11 protein-coding genes and 2 pseudogenes are annotated in these 15,182 nt (G+C 70.6%); 7 read left to right on the plus strand and 6 right to left on the minus strand.

What is annotated here, in order from left to right:
- Positions 1-203: 203 nt before the first annotated feature.
- Positions 204-1,427, minus strand: coding sequence for a PucR family transcriptional regulator (locus tag AB5J56_RS43825; protein WP_369241907.1), 1,224 nt, complete (start codon positions 1,425-1,427; stop codon positions 204-206).
- Between the two features lie 132 nt (positions 1,428-1,559).
- Here AB5J56_RS43825 and AB5J56_RS43830 point away from each other — a divergent pair.
- The 7 genes and pseudogenes from AB5J56_RS43830 to prcB all read left to right on the plus strand — a co-directional run.
- Positions 1,560-1,748: pseudogene (locus AB5J56_RS43830) on the plus strand (NAD(P)-binding protein); the annotation flags it as partial.
- Between the two features lie 177 nt (positions 1,749-1,925).
- Entirely contained in the window at positions 1,926-3,179 is a 1,254-nt protein-coding gene (locus AB5J56_RS43835) for an RNA-guided endonuclease InsQ/TnpB family protein (protein WP_369241909.1), read from the plus strand.
- A gap of 71 nt (positions 3,180-3,250) precedes the next feature.
- Positions 3,251-3,415: pseudogene (locus tag AB5J56_RS43840) on the plus strand (GMC oxidoreductase); the annotation flags it as partial.
- On the plus strand, positions 3,412-5,160 hold the full coding sequence (locus AB5J56_RS43845; protein WP_369241911.1) for an aldehyde dehydrogenase family protein: 1,749 nt from the start codon (positions 3,412-3,414) through the stop codon (positions 5,158-5,160). The pseudogene AB5J56_RS43840 and the gene AB5J56_RS43845, both read left to right, overlap by 4 nt.
- Before the next feature lie 78 nt (positions 5,161-5,238).
- Complete coding sequence (locus tag AB5J56_RS43850) at positions 5,239-7,578, plus strand: molybdopterin cofactor-binding domain-containing protein (RefSeq protein ID WP_369241913.1); 2,340 nt, start codon at positions 5,239-5,241, stop codon at positions 7,576-7,578.
- An 8-nt stretch (positions 7,579-7,586) separates the two neighbouring features.
- Complete coding sequence (locus AB5J56_RS43855) at positions 7,587-8,063, plus strand: (2Fe-2S)-binding protein (protein WP_369241915.1); 477 nt, start codon at positions 7,587-7,589, stop codon at positions 8,061-8,063.
- A 111-nt stretch (positions 8,064-8,174) separates the two neighbouring features.
- Positions 8,175-9,029, plus strand: coding sequence for a proteasome subunit beta (prcB, locus tag AB5J56_RS43860; protein WP_369241917.1), 855 nt, complete (start codon positions 8,175-8,177; stop codon positions 9,027-9,029).
- A gap of 51 nt (positions 9,030-9,080) precedes the next feature.
- Here prcB and AB5J56_RS43865 read toward each other — a convergent pair whose 3' ends face one another.
- From AB5J56_RS43865 to AB5J56_RS43885, 5 genes are all read right to left on the minus strand, one after another.
- Complete coding sequence (locus AB5J56_RS43865; RefSeq protein WP_369241919.1) at positions 9,081-9,836, minus strand: GntR family transcriptional regulator; 756 nt, start codon at positions 9,834-9,836, stop codon at positions 9,081-9,083.
- A gap of 114 nt (positions 9,837-9,950) precedes the next feature.
- Positions 9,951-11,453, minus strand: a complete 1,503-nt coding sequence (locus AB5J56_RS43870) for a CoA-acylating methylmalonate-semialdehyde dehydrogenase (RefSeq protein WP_369241921.1) — start codon at positions 11,451-11,453, stop codon at positions 9,951-9,953.
- A 47-nt stretch (positions 11,454-11,500) separates the two neighbouring features.
- Complete coding sequence (iolD, locus tag AB5J56_RS43875; protein WP_369241923.1) at positions 11,501-13,375, minus strand: 3D-(3,5/4)-trihydroxycyclohexane-1,2-dione acylhydrolase (decyclizing); 1,875 nt, start codon at positions 13,373-13,375, stop codon at positions 11,501-11,503.
- Complete coding sequence (gene iolB, locus AB5J56_RS43880; protein ID WP_369241925.1) at positions 13,375-14,259, minus strand: 5-deoxy-glucuronate isomerase; 885 nt, start codon at positions 14,257-14,259, stop codon at positions 13,375-13,377. The genes iolD and iolB overlap by 1 nt, the downstream gene beginning before the upstream one ends.
- Before the next feature lie 36 nt (positions 14,260-14,295).
- A complete protein-coding gene (locus AB5J56_RS43885) occupies positions 14,296-15,174 on the minus strand; it encodes a deoxyribose-phosphate aldolase (protein WP_369241927.1) in 879 nt (292 codons plus the stop codon).
- Between the last annotated feature and the right edge of the window lie 8 nt (positions 15,175-15,182).

Raw genomic sequence — 15,182 nt, forward strand, 5'->3', positions numbered from 1 at the left:
GACGAGGTCGCGCAGGGCGGATGCTGAAGCCACTGGTCGAGGCAGGCGCGTCCGCCTGATGACCGACCCGATCGTCGTCGGCAGCGGCAAGCGGCTGTTCGCCGGCGGCGTCGCTCCGGTGGGCGTGCAGCCGGCCGAGGCCGTGGCCAGCTCCACCGGGGCGATCGTCGCGGCCTACGCCCGCATCGCGAAGCGACCTCGGTTCAGACCTCGCCGATCGGCGATCCCAGCCGAATCGCCCGCAGCGCGATGAACAGCTCCGCGCACGCTTCGGCGTGCGTGGTGGGGCGGCCGGTCAGCTCGGCGATCCGGTTGAGCCGGTACAGCACGGTGTTGCGGTGGCAGTGCAGCCGGTCGGCCGCCTTTGTCGTCGAGCCCCCGCAGGCGAACCACGCGTCCAAGGTGTCCAGCAGGGTGAGCCGCTCCGCCTCCGGCAGGGTGCGCAGCGGCCCGAACACGGCAGAGGCCACCTGTGCCGCGGCATCGGGGGACGCCGCGGCGAGCAGGGCGATCGGCGAACTGCCGTACAGATGTGCCCCGTTGGTGTCCGGCGGCAGGCAGAGCGCCGCGAGCCGGGCCTCCCGCCAGGCCTTCGGTGCCTCGGTGGGGGAGGCGAAGGGGCGGCTGACTCCGACGCGGGACAGCGCGCTCCCGGCGAGTTCGGCGAGGGCCGTCTCCGCCGCTTGCGCGCTCGGCAGCGCGAGGAGACCCACCTTCGCGCCGTCCTTCTGGATCCACTCGCAGCCGATGCCGACCGCCCGCAGCCGCCCCTCGACGGAGGGCAGCGGCTCGCTGGCGTCGTTGATCTCGGCGGACACCACCACGAACGGCCCCGGGCGCTCCAGATGCAGGACGCGCACGATCTCCCGGGCTCCGGCGCTGTCGCGGGAGCTCCCGTCGAGCAGCGTGGTCAGCATCAGGTTGCGGGCCGCGGCCTCGCGGCGCGCCTGCTCCTCGAAGGTGGTGCGGTAGGCCTCGGCGGCGGCGCTGGAGTACTCGTCGATCATCAGCCAGATATCGGACGCCATGGGCAGCAGCTGGTCGGTGCCGCCCGCGTCGACGGCCAGCGCGAGCAGCCGGTCCCAGATGAAGCGCCCCGCAAGCCGGTAGGCATGCAGCAACGCGTCCAGCGGGATGCCCTGTTCGGCCTTCAGCCGCCCGGCCGCCCGGGGCGCGTCGAGTGTCGTGGGAACGCCCTGGAGCGCCATCAGGACGGTGTGGAGGTTGTCGCGCACGATCGCGCGCAGCACCTCGTGGGTCAACAGGGTGCTCTCGGCATACGAGTGCTCGCCGCTGACGATGTCCTGGGTCAGCTCGTCGGCGAGATCGTCCACCGACCGCAGGAGCCGGCCGATGAGGTCGACCCCCTGGCCGTGGTGTTCGTCGGTCTCCTGGCCATGGTGCCCGGCGGGCAACAGCGTCGTCACGCACGCATCGTAGACCCTGCCCATTGTGCGACGGCACAACGTGGGCACGCATATCTCCGCCGACCGCCTATGGCCGCAACCGTTCTCCACTTGTGAACATCTCGGTCAGCGCGTTGCGGCACGGTTCCGCCGATGCGGCATGTGCACAGTCCGTGTCTGATCAAAGGAGATCGGGTGAACACGTACGACTACGTCGTCGGGGCGGGATCCGCCGGCTGTGTGCTGGCGGCGCGCCTCACGGAGGACCCCTCTGTGACCGTGGCGCTCATCGAGGCCGGTGGGCCCGACACGGCCCAGGAGATCCATGTCCCGGCCGCGTTCAAACCGGTCTTGCGAGGTCCGGGCGTTCATGCCCGGGAGGAATTGCGGCCTGAGCTGAGCGGAGCGCCGCCGTGCCTTGCAGCGCAGAGCGCGGCCAACAAGCCGGCTCGAAGGGTCCGGTGAGAAAATCTCGGTGTTCGAAGGCCGGTGATCCGGATGGCGGGTAGCGTCGAGGGTGTGAAGCTGGTGGTGCAGGTGAAGTTGCTGCCAACGCCCGTGCAGGCGACGGCACTTGAGGCAACCTTGCGCGCCTGCAACGAGGCGGCGGCGTGGGTGTCGTCGGTGGCGTTCGAGAAGGACATCAAGCGGAACTACGCGCTGCGTGAGCACACCTACCACCAGGTCAAGGAGCGGTGGGGGCTGGGTGCGCAGGCCGCCCAGCACGTCATCAAGAAGACCTGCGACGCCTACACCGCGCTGAGGGCGAACCCAAAGGCCGGGAACCTGGGCAGACCGTGGTCGAAGCGCTACCGACGGGCTGCGGAGAAGCCGGTCGCCTTCCGCCCTGGGGGCGCCCAGCCCTATGACGACCGGATGCTGTCCTGGCAGATCCCGGACCGGACGGTGTCCATCTGGACCCTGTCGGGACGGCTGAAGAACATGGCATTCACCGCCTCACCCGAACACCTGGCCCGCCTGGCCCCGTACCGTAAGGGCGAGTCCGACCTGCTGTACCGGGACGGCATGTGGTTTTTGAACACCACCTGCGAGTTCCCCGAGCCTCAACTCAATCCAGGCGTCGAGGAGTTCCTCGGGGTCGACCTGGGGATCGTGAACATCGCCACCACCTCGGACGGCCAGATCATGGCTGGACGCGCCCTCAACCGGGGACGGCTGTGCGAGCGGGAGTTGCGGACCAAGCTCCAGTGTAAGAACACCCCGTCCGCCAAACGCCGACTGAAGAAGCGGCGGCGCAAGGAGGCGCGGCGGGCGAAGGACATCAATCACAAGATCGCGAAACATGTGGTGGCCGAGGCAGAACGCACCGGTCGCGGAATCGCCCTGGAAGACTTGACGGGGATCCGCGAGCGGGTACGGCTTCGCAAGCCCCAACGGGCCACCCACTCCAGCTGGGGCTTTGCCCAGCTGGGGGAGTTCATCGCGTACAAGGCTCGCATGGCGGGGGTGCCGGTGGTGCAGGTCGATCCGGCGTACACCTCCCGCACCTGCGCTGAATGCGGCCACATAGACAAGGCGAACCGGGTCTCCCAGGCCTGGTTCGCGTGCCGGTCGTGCGGATTCGTTGATCACGCCGATCGAAATGGCTCCCGCAATATCCGCCAGCGTGCGGAAGAGTTGTGGCGACGCGGGGCGCAGTCAACCGTCCCAGACCCACCCCCGAACCCGGGCCGTGGGGCAGGACGCAAACGCAGCGCCGCAGCCAGTGGCGCCCGTTGTGCAAGCCCGGAACTTGAGTCCCGGATACGTTGACTCAGTTGTTCAAGAGCGCCCTCGACTCGGAACCCGAACCGGGGCTGGGCGGGCGCCGCGCGTCGACCTGCCCGATCGGCGCCGTGGTGGATCCCGAACTCCGCGTGCTGGGCGTGGAAGGCTTGCGAGTCGTCGACGCGTCGGTGTTCCCGACCGTGCCCCGCGGCAACACCAACGCCCCCACCGTGATGGCCGCCGAGAAGGCAGCCGACCTGATCAAGGAGACCGTTCGATGACGACCCCGGCCCAGCCCCCGGCGCCCACACCGGCCCCCACACCCGCGCCGACCGCCGAAGCGAAGGAGCGGATCGACCGGATCGTGGACGAACTCGTCCACGGTGAAGCGGCATGGGCGGCCTGCAGTCTGGCCGAACGCCGGACGCTGCTGGAGCGCGTGCACGCGGCGACCGCGGCGCGGGCCGAGGCCTGGGTGCGTGCCGCGGCGGCGTACAAGAAACTGCCCGACCAGGACGCCCTGCTCGGCGAGGAGTGGACCTCCGGCCCCTACCCCGTGCTCATCGGGACCAGCGCGCTCGCGCAGACCGTCCGGGCCCTGGAGGAGGGCCGCAGTCCCGTCGACGACTTCACTCTCGGGCAGGCGCCGGGTGGCCGGGTCGCCGTTCGCGTCCTGCCGCACGACACCTACGACCGGCTGCTGCTGAGCGGCTTCAGCGCGGAGGTCTGGATGCCGTCGGGCGTCAGCGCCGACACGGTGCGCGACGGCGCCGGACTCGGGCTGCGCCGGCCGGAGGAGACCGGGGGCGTGGGTGTCGTCCTCGGAGCCGGGAACATCACCTCGATCCCCGTCCTCGACGTGCTCTACGAGTTGTACGCCCACAACCGCGTGGTCGTGCTGAAGCTCAACCCGCTCACGGACAGCCTCTACGACGTGTTCAGCGAGGTGCTCGCCCCGCTGATCGAACGGGGCGTCGTGCGCATCGTGACCGGCGGCGCCGACATCGGCACCTACCTCGTCCACCACCCGCGCATCCGGCACGTCCACATGACCGGCAGCGCCCTGACGCACGACGCGATCGTCTACGGCACCGGGGCGGACGGCGCGGCCCGCAAGGAGGCGGGCACACCGCTCCTGGAGAAGGACATCACCAGCGAACTCGGCGGCGTCTCACCGACGATCGTCGTGCCGGGCACCTGGTCAGAGGCCGATCTGCGCTTCCAGGCCGAGCACGTGGCCACCCAGCGGCTCCACAACGGCGGCTACAACTGTGTGGCGAGCCAGGTCGTCGTCATCAGCTCGGACTGGCCGCAGAAGGACCGGTTCCTGGAGCAGCTGCGCGCGGTCCTGGCCGAGGCGCCGCAGCGCGCCGCCTACTACCCGGGCAGCGACGAACGGGTGGGGCAGGCGCTCACCGCCTACCCGGACGCCGCGCGGCTCGGCGAGCGCCTCCTCGTCGAGGGCCTCGACCCGCAGCGGCCAGGCCCGGCACTCACCACCGAGTACTTCGCCCCGGTGCTCGGTGTCCTCGAACTTCCCGGCGGGGCCCGGGAGTTCCTGGACACGGCGGTACGCACGGCGAACGAGAAGTTCACCGGCACCCTCGGCGCGAACGTCATCGCCCACCCCCGCACCATCGCGGAACTCGGCCCGGACCTGGACCTCGCGATCGCCGAACTGCGCTACGGCACCGTCGCGTTGAATGCCTGGACCGGCCTCGGCTATCTCACCGCGCGGGCCAGCTGGGGTGCCTTCCCCGGGCACACCGTCGACGACGTGCAGAGCGGCATCGGCGTCGTGCACAACGCCGTACTCCTCGACAGCCCCGAACGCACCGTCGTCCGCGGCCCCTTCCGCCCGGCACCGCGATCCGTCCTGCACGGCGAACTGTCGATGTCCCCGAAGCCGCCGTGGTTCGTCACCAACCGCACCGGCGCCACCACCGGGCGGCTCCTGGTCGACTTCGCGGCCCGGCCCCGCTGGTCGGCCCTGCCGAAGATCTTCGCGTCCGCACTGCGCGGCTGACAAAAGGATCTTGCGTGGGTCAGAGTGTGACCGCGCGTCGTTCGTCGTAGGGCGAGTCGTAGATCGAAGGGACAGTTGATGGGTGCTCCTCCGCGTTCGCAGCGGCATGAAACCGACGGTGAGCCAAGGGAGTTCACGCGCCGACGCTTCCTGGGCTATGTGGTGGCGGCCTCCACCCTCACCGTGGCCGCGCAGATCGGGGAGGAGGCCCTGGCCCCGGCGCAGGCGGCCGCGGCGGTGCCGTCGGTTCCCGGGCCCGCCGAGATCTACGACCTCAACGACATGCTGACCCATGCGACGCTGCCGACGGCGAACCTGATCACCATCCGCATCGACAGCGACGGCACGGCCTCCTTCGCGCTGCCCCGGGCAGAGGTCGGCCAGGGCATCACCACGTCGAGTGCCATGTTGATCGCGGAAGAGCTGGACCTGCCCGTGGACCGGATCCGGGTGACGCTCGCGGACGCCCGGCCCGAGCTGCTGTTCAACCAGCTCACCGGGGGATCGAACACCACCATCTCCACGTACACCCCGATCCGGGTGGCGGCCACGATCGCCCGTGGGCGGCTGCTGGAGGCGGCGGCCCTCGAACTGGGCGAGGTGGCCGGCTCGTTGACCGCCAAGGCCGGGATCATCACGTCCGCGACCGGCAGGAGCGTGACGTACGGGGAACTGGCGGAGAAGGCCGCGAGCGGGTCCACCACCCAGGTCTCCGTCACCCTCAAGGAGCCCTCCGCGTTCAAGGTCATCGGCGTCGGTCACGGCCGCGTCGACGCACTCGACGCCGTCACCGGCCGCAAGAAGTTCGCCATGGACCTGCACGTGCCGGACGCGCTGCCGGCGATGGTGTGCAGGCCGCCGACGATCAACGGGACCGTCCGCTCGGTGGAGAACCTGGACGCGGTCCGTGCCATGCCGGGTATCACCGACGCCGTACGTATCTCCACCGGTGTGGCCGTGCGCGGGCGCACTTTCGGTCAGTGCATCGACGCGGTGCGCGCCCTGAACGTCACCTGGGGACCTGGCAGCGCCGAGGACGCCACCGATGCCACCGTCCTGCAGGAACTGCGAAGAGCCGAACTGCCGCTCGTCGTCCCGCCCTTGGACCTGCTCACCAAGGCTGTCGACGCCCGCTTCACCTTCCACTTCGCCAGCAACAGCGCCCTGGAGACCAACTGCGCGATTGCCGACGTACGCGCGGACTCGGCCGAGATCTGGGCGAGCCTGAAGTCACCGATCGTCGCGCAGGAACAGATCGCCCTCCAGCTCGGCCTGCCGGCCACCGCCGTCAAGGTCCATGTCACCGAGGGTGGCGGCTCGTTCGGCCGCAAGCTCTTCCATGACGGCGCCCGCGAGGCCGCCGAGATCTCCCGGGCCGTCGGCAAGCCGGTGAAGCTCATGTGGCACCGCACCGACGACTTCCGCCAGGGCCGCACGCATCCGATGGCCACGTCCCGGGTCCGCGCCACGTACGCGCTGGGCGAGGTTCTCACCTACGAGCAGCGCCACACCTCCGTGGCCACCGACTTCGGCCACGGCCTCGGCGAGATCATCACCTCCGAGGCCGCCCAACTCCCCGTCGGCGACCTGACGTTCTCCGAGACGATCTTCACGCTCACCCAGCAGAGCCCCTACAACTTCGGCGTCACCACTCAGCTGCTCAGCGAGACCGACAAGGGCTTCAACACGGGCTCGATGCGCAACATCTACTCGCCCAACGTGCGCTGTGCCCAGGAGCTCGTGGTGGACGAGCTGGCGAAGCGCATGGGCAAGGACCCGTACGCCTTCCGCCGCCAGTACCTCAAGGAGGAGCGGGCCCGTGCCGTGCTGGAGAAGGTCGCCGAGGTGGGCAAGTGGGGCCGCGCCATGCCCGCGGGAACCGCCCAGGGCATCGCCATCCACCCCGAATACCACGCCTTCGTCGCCGTCCTCGCCGAGATCGACTGCCGGCCGGAGACCACCGGCCGCAAGATCCGCGACGCCTACACCGGACCGCGCGTCACCAAGGTCGTCTGCGCCGTCGACGTCGGCCTCGCCGTCAACCCCCGTGGCCTGGAGGCCCAGATGATGGGCGGCATCTCCGACGGCATCGCGATCACCCTCAGTTCCGGCCTTCATCTCCAGAACGGGCATTTCCTGGAAGGGAGTTGGGACAACTACTTCTACACGCGGCAGTGGAACACCCCGCCCGAACTGGAGATCATCGTCATGCCCGCGACCACCGGCAAGCCCGGCGGCGCGGGTGAACTGGCGGTGGCCGGCGCCATGGCCGCCGTCGCGTGCGCCTACGGCCGGGCGACCGGCACGATGCCCACGGCCTTCCCCGTCAACCACGGCGAACCCCTGGGCTTCGAGCCGCTGCCCACCACCCCGCCGATCCCCGCCTCGCCCACCGACGGACTGAGCCGCGCCTACTAGGAGCAACCGTGCCCCGACACACCTTCATCCTCAACGGCAAGCCCGTCACCGTGGACATCGAGGACGACGTACGTCTCCTGTGGGTGCTGCGGGACGTCCTGGGCGTCACCGGTCCCAAGTACGGCTGCGGGCTCGGCGTCTGTCAGGCCTGCACGAGCCACATCAACGGCAAGGCCTTCAACCCCTGTTCGGTGCCCGTCAAGGACATCGGACCGGACGACGAGATCACCACGATCGAGGGGCTGCCCGCCACGGTCGGCAAGGATCTGCATCCCATGCAGGAGGCGTGGCTGGAGTACGACGTCGCCCAGTGCGGCTACTGCCAGCCCGGACAGATCATGGCCGCTGTCGCCAAGGTCAGACAGGCGAGAGCCGCCGGTCACGAGATCGGCGACGCGGACCTCGACGAGATCCGCAACATCTGCCGCTGCGGCACCTACCACCGCATCCGGGAGGCGATCGTGGCGGGCGCCGCCAAGTTCTGACGGAGTCGGGGCAGTTGGACGGTGGAGCGGCAGGTCGAAGAGTGCGGGAGTTTCCCGTGCGCCGGGGCATGGTAGGACTTCGTCGTGTGCCCACGGCGGAGGGGGAGAGGCATGGCACGGAGTGAGAACGACGGCCGGTTGGGGGAGGAGTTCTTCACCCCCGGAACCTCGTCCTTCACCGAGTTCCTGTCCGCCCACCGACCCGAGCTGCTGAGCACACGCCTGCCGCTCCCCGAGGGCGTTCGCAGCACGCCGGACGATTTCCCGCACGGCACCACCGTCCTGGCGCTCTCCTACCGCGACGGCGTGATGATCGCTGGCGACCGGCGGGCCACCATGGGGAACCTGATCGCGCAGCGCGACCTGGAGAAGGTGCACCCCACGGACGACTACACCGCGGTGGCGTTCGCGGGCACCGTCGGCGTCGCGCTGGACATGGTGAAGCTCTTTCAGGTCGAGCTGACGCACTTCGAGAAGATCGAGGGCATCCCCATGACCCTCAACGCGAAGGCGAACCGGCTGGCCGGCATGATCCGGCAGAACCTGGAACAGGCCATGCAGGGCCTGGTCGTGGTGCCCCTTCTCGTCGGATACGACGTCACGGCCCCCGAGGGTGAGAACGGCCGCATCTTCAGCTTCGACGTCACCGGCGGCCCCTACGAGAAGCCGGACTTCCATGCCGAGGGCTCCGGATCCCCGTACGCCCGGGGCGCGTTGAAGAAGCTCTTCCGCAAGGGGATGTCCCGGCGCGATGCGGCCCTGGCCGCGCTGCAGGCGCTCTACGACGCAGCCGACGACGACTCCGCCACCGGCGGCCCCGACATCAGCCGCCGGATCTTCCCGATCGTCTCGGTCATCACGGAGGACGGTTTCGAGCGGCTGCCCGATGCGGAGGCGGAGGCACTCAGCCGGGAGATGGTCGAACAGCGCCACGACCAGCCGGACGGGCCGACCGCCACTCCGTGACCGGCCGCACTGCGGTGAGTTGGGGGTCTCGCGCTCGTGGCGTGAACGGCGTCAGGAACGAACCAGGAGCTGGAACTCGAACGCGTACCGGGACGCCCGGTAGACGTGGGTGCCGTACTCGACGGCGCGGCCCGTGTCGTCGTAGGCCGTGCGCTGCATGGTGAGCAGGGCGGCGCCCTCGACCTCGTCCAGGCGCCCGGCCTCCTGCACGGTGGCCGACCGGGCCCCGACGGACTGACGGGCACTGTGCAGGGTGATGCCGGCGGCGCGCATCAGGCGGTACAGGCCGCTCGACTCCAGCCGGGGCGTGTCCAGGCCGAGCAGCCCCGCGGGGACGTAGTTGGACAGGAAGGCCACCGGTTGGCCGTGGGTGAGCCGCAGCCGTTCGACGTGGTGGACGTCGTCGCCCTCGGCGAGGCCCAGCGCGGCTGCCACTTCGGCGGACGCCGTCTGGAGTTCATTGCGCAGCACCTGGGTGGTGGGACTCTGCCCGGCGGCCTCCAGGTCGTCGTAGAGGCTGCTCAGTTCGAGGGGGCGCTTGACCTGGCTGTGCACGACCTGGGTGCCGACGCCTCTGCGGCGTACCAGGAGCCCCTTGTCGACCAGGGACTGGATGGCCTGGCGGACGGTGGGCCGGGACAGGCCGAGCCGTCCGGCGAGCTCGATCTCGTTGCCCAGCAGGCTGCCCGGGGTGAGCGCACCGCGCCCGATCGCGGCCTCCAGCTGCTGGGCGAGCTGGTGGTAGAGCGGGACGGGGCTGCCCCGGTCGAGCGCGAAGTCGAGGCTCGCGTGGGCGGAGGTGGTCATGAGCCGAGCGTATCCGTCTGTCCGGTTGACAGGAAGGCCTGTCATTACATTGTCCGGACAATAATCCCGGCAAGGGGCGGCCGGTGCGGGGGAGAGCGCACCGGCCGCCGGTCCTCAGGAGTTGCTGGGGAAGCCGAGGTTGATGCCGCCGTCCGACGGGTCGGGCCAGCGGGTGGTGATCACCTTGCCCTGCGTGTAGAAGGCGATGCCGTCGTTGCCGTAGATGTGCAGGTCACCGAAGAGCGAGTCCTTCCAGCCGCCGAAGGAGTGGTAGCCGACCGGCACCGGGATCGGCACGTTCACGCCGACCATGCCCGCCTTGACCTCCAGCTGGAAGCGGCGGGCGGCGCCGCCGTCCCGGGTGAAGATCGCGGTGCCGTTGCCCCAACGCGAGCTGTTGATCAGCTCGATGGCGTCGGCGTACGTGTCGGCGCGTACCACGCACAGCACCGGACCGAAGATCTCGTCCCGGTACGCGTCGGCCGTCACCGGCACCTTGTCGAGCAGCGAGACGCCGAGGAAGTAGCCGTCCGCGCACTCGGGGTGTCCTTCGACCGTGTAGCCGGTGCCGTCGACGACGACCTCGGCGCCCTGGGCGGCCGCGCTCGCCACGTACGAGGCGACCTTGTCGCGGTGCTCGCGGGTGATGAGCGGGCCCATCTCCGAGGCGGGGTCGTTGCCGGGGCCGATCTTCAGCCCCTTCGCCCGCTCGGCGATCTTGCCGACGAGTTCGTCGCCGGTGTCGCCGACCGCGACGACGACGGACACCGCCATGCAGCGCTCTCCCGCCGAGCCGTACGCGGCGTTGATCGCCTGGTCGGCGGCGAAGTCGAGGTCGGCGTCGGGCAGTACGAGCATGTGGTTCTTGGCGCCGCCGAGCGCCTGCACGCGCTTGTCGTGCTCGACGCCCTTGAGCTGGATGTACTTGGCGATGGGCGTGGAGCCGACGAAGGAGACGGCGACGACGTCCGGGTGCTCGAGGAGGCGGTCCACGGCCACCTTGTCACCCTGCACGATGTTCAGCACGCCGTCCGGCAGACCGGCCTCGGAGGCCAGCTCGGCCAGCCGGAAGGAGGCCGACGGGTCCTTCTCGCTCGGCTTCAGCACGAAGGTGTTGCCGCAGGCGATGGCGAGCGGGAACATCCACATCGGCACCATGGCCGGGAAGTTGAACGGCGTGATGCCCGCGACGACGCCAAGCGGCTGGCGGATCGAGGCGACGTCGACCCGCGTGGAGACCTGCGTCGACAGTTCGCCCTTGAGCTTGTCGGCGATCCCGCACGCCAGCTCCACGATCTCCATGCCGCGCGCGACCTCGCCGAGCGCGTCCGAGTGCACCTTGCCGTGCTCGGCGGTGATCAGCTCGGCGATCTCGTCGCGGTGCGCGTCGAGCAGCTCGCGGTACTTGAACAGGATCGCCGTGCGCTTGGCGAGCGAGGCCTCGCCCCAGCTCTCGAACGCGGCCTGCGCCGAGGCGACGGCTGTGTCGACGACGTCGACCGAGGCGAAGGCGACCTGCTTCTCCTGGGAGCCGGTGGCCGGGTTGTATACGGGACCGAAGCGTCCGGAGGCGCCCTCGACGGGCTTGCCGCCGATCCAGTGGGTGATCGTCTTCATGGTGCGGGGACCTTTCATGGGCAGGGGGAGCCGAGCGGGGCGGGGCGTCAGAGGTGGATGCGGCGGTCGGTGACCTGAACGTCGTACGCCTCGCGGGCGCTCACCGCGGCTTCGCGGGAGGCGACTTCGGCCACCGGCACGTCCCACCAGGCCTCTGCCGGAGGAGCGGTGGGCGTCGGGTCGGTCTCGACGTACACGCATGTCGGCCGGTCCGAGGCGCGGGCCTCGGCGAGCGCGTCGCGCAGTTCGCGCACGGTCTTGGCGCGCAGCACGTCCATGCCGAGGCTGGCCGCGTTGGCGGCGAGGTCCACCGGCAGCGGTGCGCCGCTGAACGTGCCGTCCGCGGCCCGGTAGCGGTAGGCGGTGCCGAAGCGCTCGCCGCCCACCGACTCGGACAGGCCGCCGATGGACGCGTAACCGTGGTTCTGGATCAGGACCAGGTTGACCGGCAGGCCCTCCTGGACCGCCGTGACGATCTCCGTCGGCATCATCAGATACGTGCCGTCGCCGACCAGCGACCACACGGGCGTGCCGGGGGCGGCCTGCTGGACGCCGATGCCTGCCGGGATCTCGTAGCCCATGCAGGAGTAGCCGTACTCCAGGTGGTACTGGCGCGGGGAGCGGGCCCGCCACAGCTTGTGCAGGTCGCCCGGGAGTGATCCGGCCGCGTTGATGACCACGTCGTCGTCGCCCACGACCGCGTCCAGGGCGCCGAGCACCTGCGTCTGGGTGGGCACGGCGTGCTCGTCGTCCGCCCGGTAGGCGCGGTCCACGACCTCGTCCCAACGCGCCTTGCCCGCCCGGTACTCGGCCTCGTACTCCGCGCTCACGCGGTGACCGGACAGCGCCTGCGTGAGCGCTTCCAGACCCGCCCGGGCATCGGCGACCAGCGTCCGGGCGGCGAGCTTGTGGGCGTCGAACGCGGTGATGTTGAGGTTGACGAAGCGGACCGACGGCTCGGCGAACAGCGTGTGGGAGGCGGTGGTGAAGTCGGTGTAGCGCGTACCGACGCCGATGATCAGGTCGGCGGTGCGGGCGAGCGCGTCGCTGACCGCGGTGCCGGTGTGGCCGATGCCGCCGAGGTCGCCGGGATGATCGTGGCGCAGCGAGCCCTTGCCGGCCTGGGTGGAGGCGACGGGGATGCCGGTCGCGTCCACCAGCGCTTTCAGCGCGTCCTCGGCCCGGCTGTGGTGGACACCGCCGCCCGCGACGATCAGCGGGCGTTCGGCGGTGCGGATCGCCAAGGCCGCCTCGGCGAGTTCGACCGGGTCGGGCACGGGGCGTCGTACGGTCCAGACGCGCTCGGCGAAGAACTCCTCCGGCCAGTCGTACGCCTCCGCCTGCACGTCCTGCGGCAGGGCGAGGGTGACGGCGCCGGTCTCGACCGGGTCGGCGAGCACCCGCATCGCCTGCAGCGCGGAGGGGATGAGCATCTCCGGGCGGGTGATCCGGTCGAAGTAGCGGGAGACCGGCCGCAGTGTGTCGTTGACCGACACGTCGGCCTCCACCGGGTGTTCCAGCTGCTGGAGCAGCGGGTCCGCGGGGCGCGTGGCGAAGTAGTCGCCGGGCAGCAGCAGCACGGGGAGGCGGTTGATGGTGGCCAGCGCGGCGCCCGTGACGAGGTTGGTGGCCCCGGGGCCGATGGACGTGGTGACCGCCTGCGCGGAGAGCCGGTCGAGCTGGCGGGCGTAGCCGACGGCCGCGTGCACCATCGACTGCTCGTTGCGGCCCTGGTGGAACGGCATGGACTCCTCGCCGGCCTCCAGCAGCGCCTGGCCGAGGCCCGCGACGTTGCCGTGCCCGAAGATGCCCCAGGTGCCGGCGATCAGCCGCTGCCGTACGCCGTCGCGCTCGCTGTGCTGCGCGGACAGGAAGCGCACCAGGGCCTGGGCGACGGTCAGACGGCGGGTGGTGGTGCTCATCAGGACTTCTCCGGGGCCGTGTAGAGGGGGAGTCGGGGGTCGACCGGCTGGCCCTGCCACGTGCCGCGGATCCAGCCGTGGTCGGGGTGGTCGCAGATCAGCCAGTCGCGCTCGGCGCCGGGACCCGCCATGACGTTGAGGTAGTACATGTCGTGGCCGGGGACGGCCATCGACGGACCGTGCCAGCCGTCCGGGATGAGGACGCTGTCGCCGTCTCGGACCTCGGCCAGCACGTCGGTGCCCTGGCCGTGGCCGGAGGGGGAGACCCGCTGGTAGCCGAGGCCGGGCGTGCCCTCGTGGTCGGCGATCTCGAAGTAGTAGATCTCCTCCAGCTCGGACTCCTCGCCGGGCCGGTGCTCGTCGTGCTTGTGCGGCGGGAAGGAGGACCAGTTGCCGCCCGGCGTGATCACCTCGACGGCGATCAGCTGGTCGCACTCGAAGACCCCTGCGGCGCCGAAGTTGTTGACCTGGCGGGAGCAGTTTCCGGTGCCGCGCAGTTCGACGGGGACCGCGGAGGCGGGCTGGTGGCGTGCGGGCAGCCGCCGGGTGCAGCGGGCGCCGGTGAGTGCGAAGCGTCCGCCGTCGCGGGAGGCGAGGGAGACCTGGGCGTCGCGCGGCACGTACACGAAGTCGCTGACCGAAGTGAAGACACTCCTGCGCCCAGCCAGCCGGAAGGTCTTGCCTTCGACGGCGACCGTGCAGGACCCCGCGAGCGGCAGCACGATCCACTCGCTGTCCCCGGTGTCGAAGGAGTGCCAGCCGCCCGGGGGCAGTTCGAGCACGCGCAGGCTGGAGTGGCCCCAGCCGGCCGACTCGGGGGAGATGTCCACCGCGTAGGGGCCGGCCGCCGCCTTTCCGGCGGGCAGGTGGTGCGTGGTCGTCATGATGCCCTTCCTCGAAAACCTTCCGTGGCCGTGGTGTCAGAGCAGGCCGACCGCGGTGTCCACCGCGGTCTCCACGCTGCCCTCGGCGGGGTACAGGAGCGAGCGGCCCACGACCATGCCCTGGACGGTGGGCAGCCGCAGTGCCTTGCGCCATTTTTCGTACGCGCCTTCTTGGTCCGCGCCGACCTCGCCGCCCAGCAGCACGGTGGGCAGGGTGGAGGTCTCCAGGACCTCGGCCATGTCGTCGGCGTCCTCGGTGACCGGCAGCTTGAGCCAGGTGTAGGCGGAGGTGCCCGCGAGGCCCGAGGCGATGGCGATGGAGCGGCTGACGGCCTCGGCGCTCAGGTCGTTGCGGACGGTTCCGTCCACCCGGCGCGAGATGAACGGCTCGACGAAGACGGGCAGTCGGCGCGCGGCCATGTCGTCGATCGCACGGGCCGTGGACTCCAGGGTCTTGAGCGAGCCGCGGTCCTCGTAGTCGAGGCGCAGCAGCAGCTTGCCCGCGTCGAAGCGCAGCCGCTTCATGTCCTCTGCGCGGTGCCCGGTGAAGCGGTCGTCCATCTCGAAGGAGGCTCCGGCCAGGCCGCCGCGGTTCATCGAGCCCATGACGACCTTGTTCTCCAGTACGCCGAGAAGCAGCAGGTCTTCGAGAATGTCCGCGGTGGCCAGCACCCCGTCCACGCCGGGCCGCGACAGCGCGACGCACAGGCGCTCCAGCAGGTCGGCGCGGTTGGCCATGGCGAGCCGCCGGCCGCCCACGCCGAGGGCGCCGCGTGCCGGGTGGTCGGCGGCCACGATCATGAGGCGGCCGCTGTCGCCGATCAGCGGGCGGCGGGTGCGGCGCTCGGCCGCTTCGGCGACGGCCTCGGGGTGCCGGGCGCGCACCGCGGCGAGGTCGGGGATGCTGATGGTCAAGACGAGCT

This window comes from Streptomyces sp. R21 (assembly GCF_041051975.1).
Classification (GTDB): domain Bacteria; phylum Actinomycetota; class Actinomycetes; order Streptomycetales; family Streptomycetaceae; genus Streptomyces.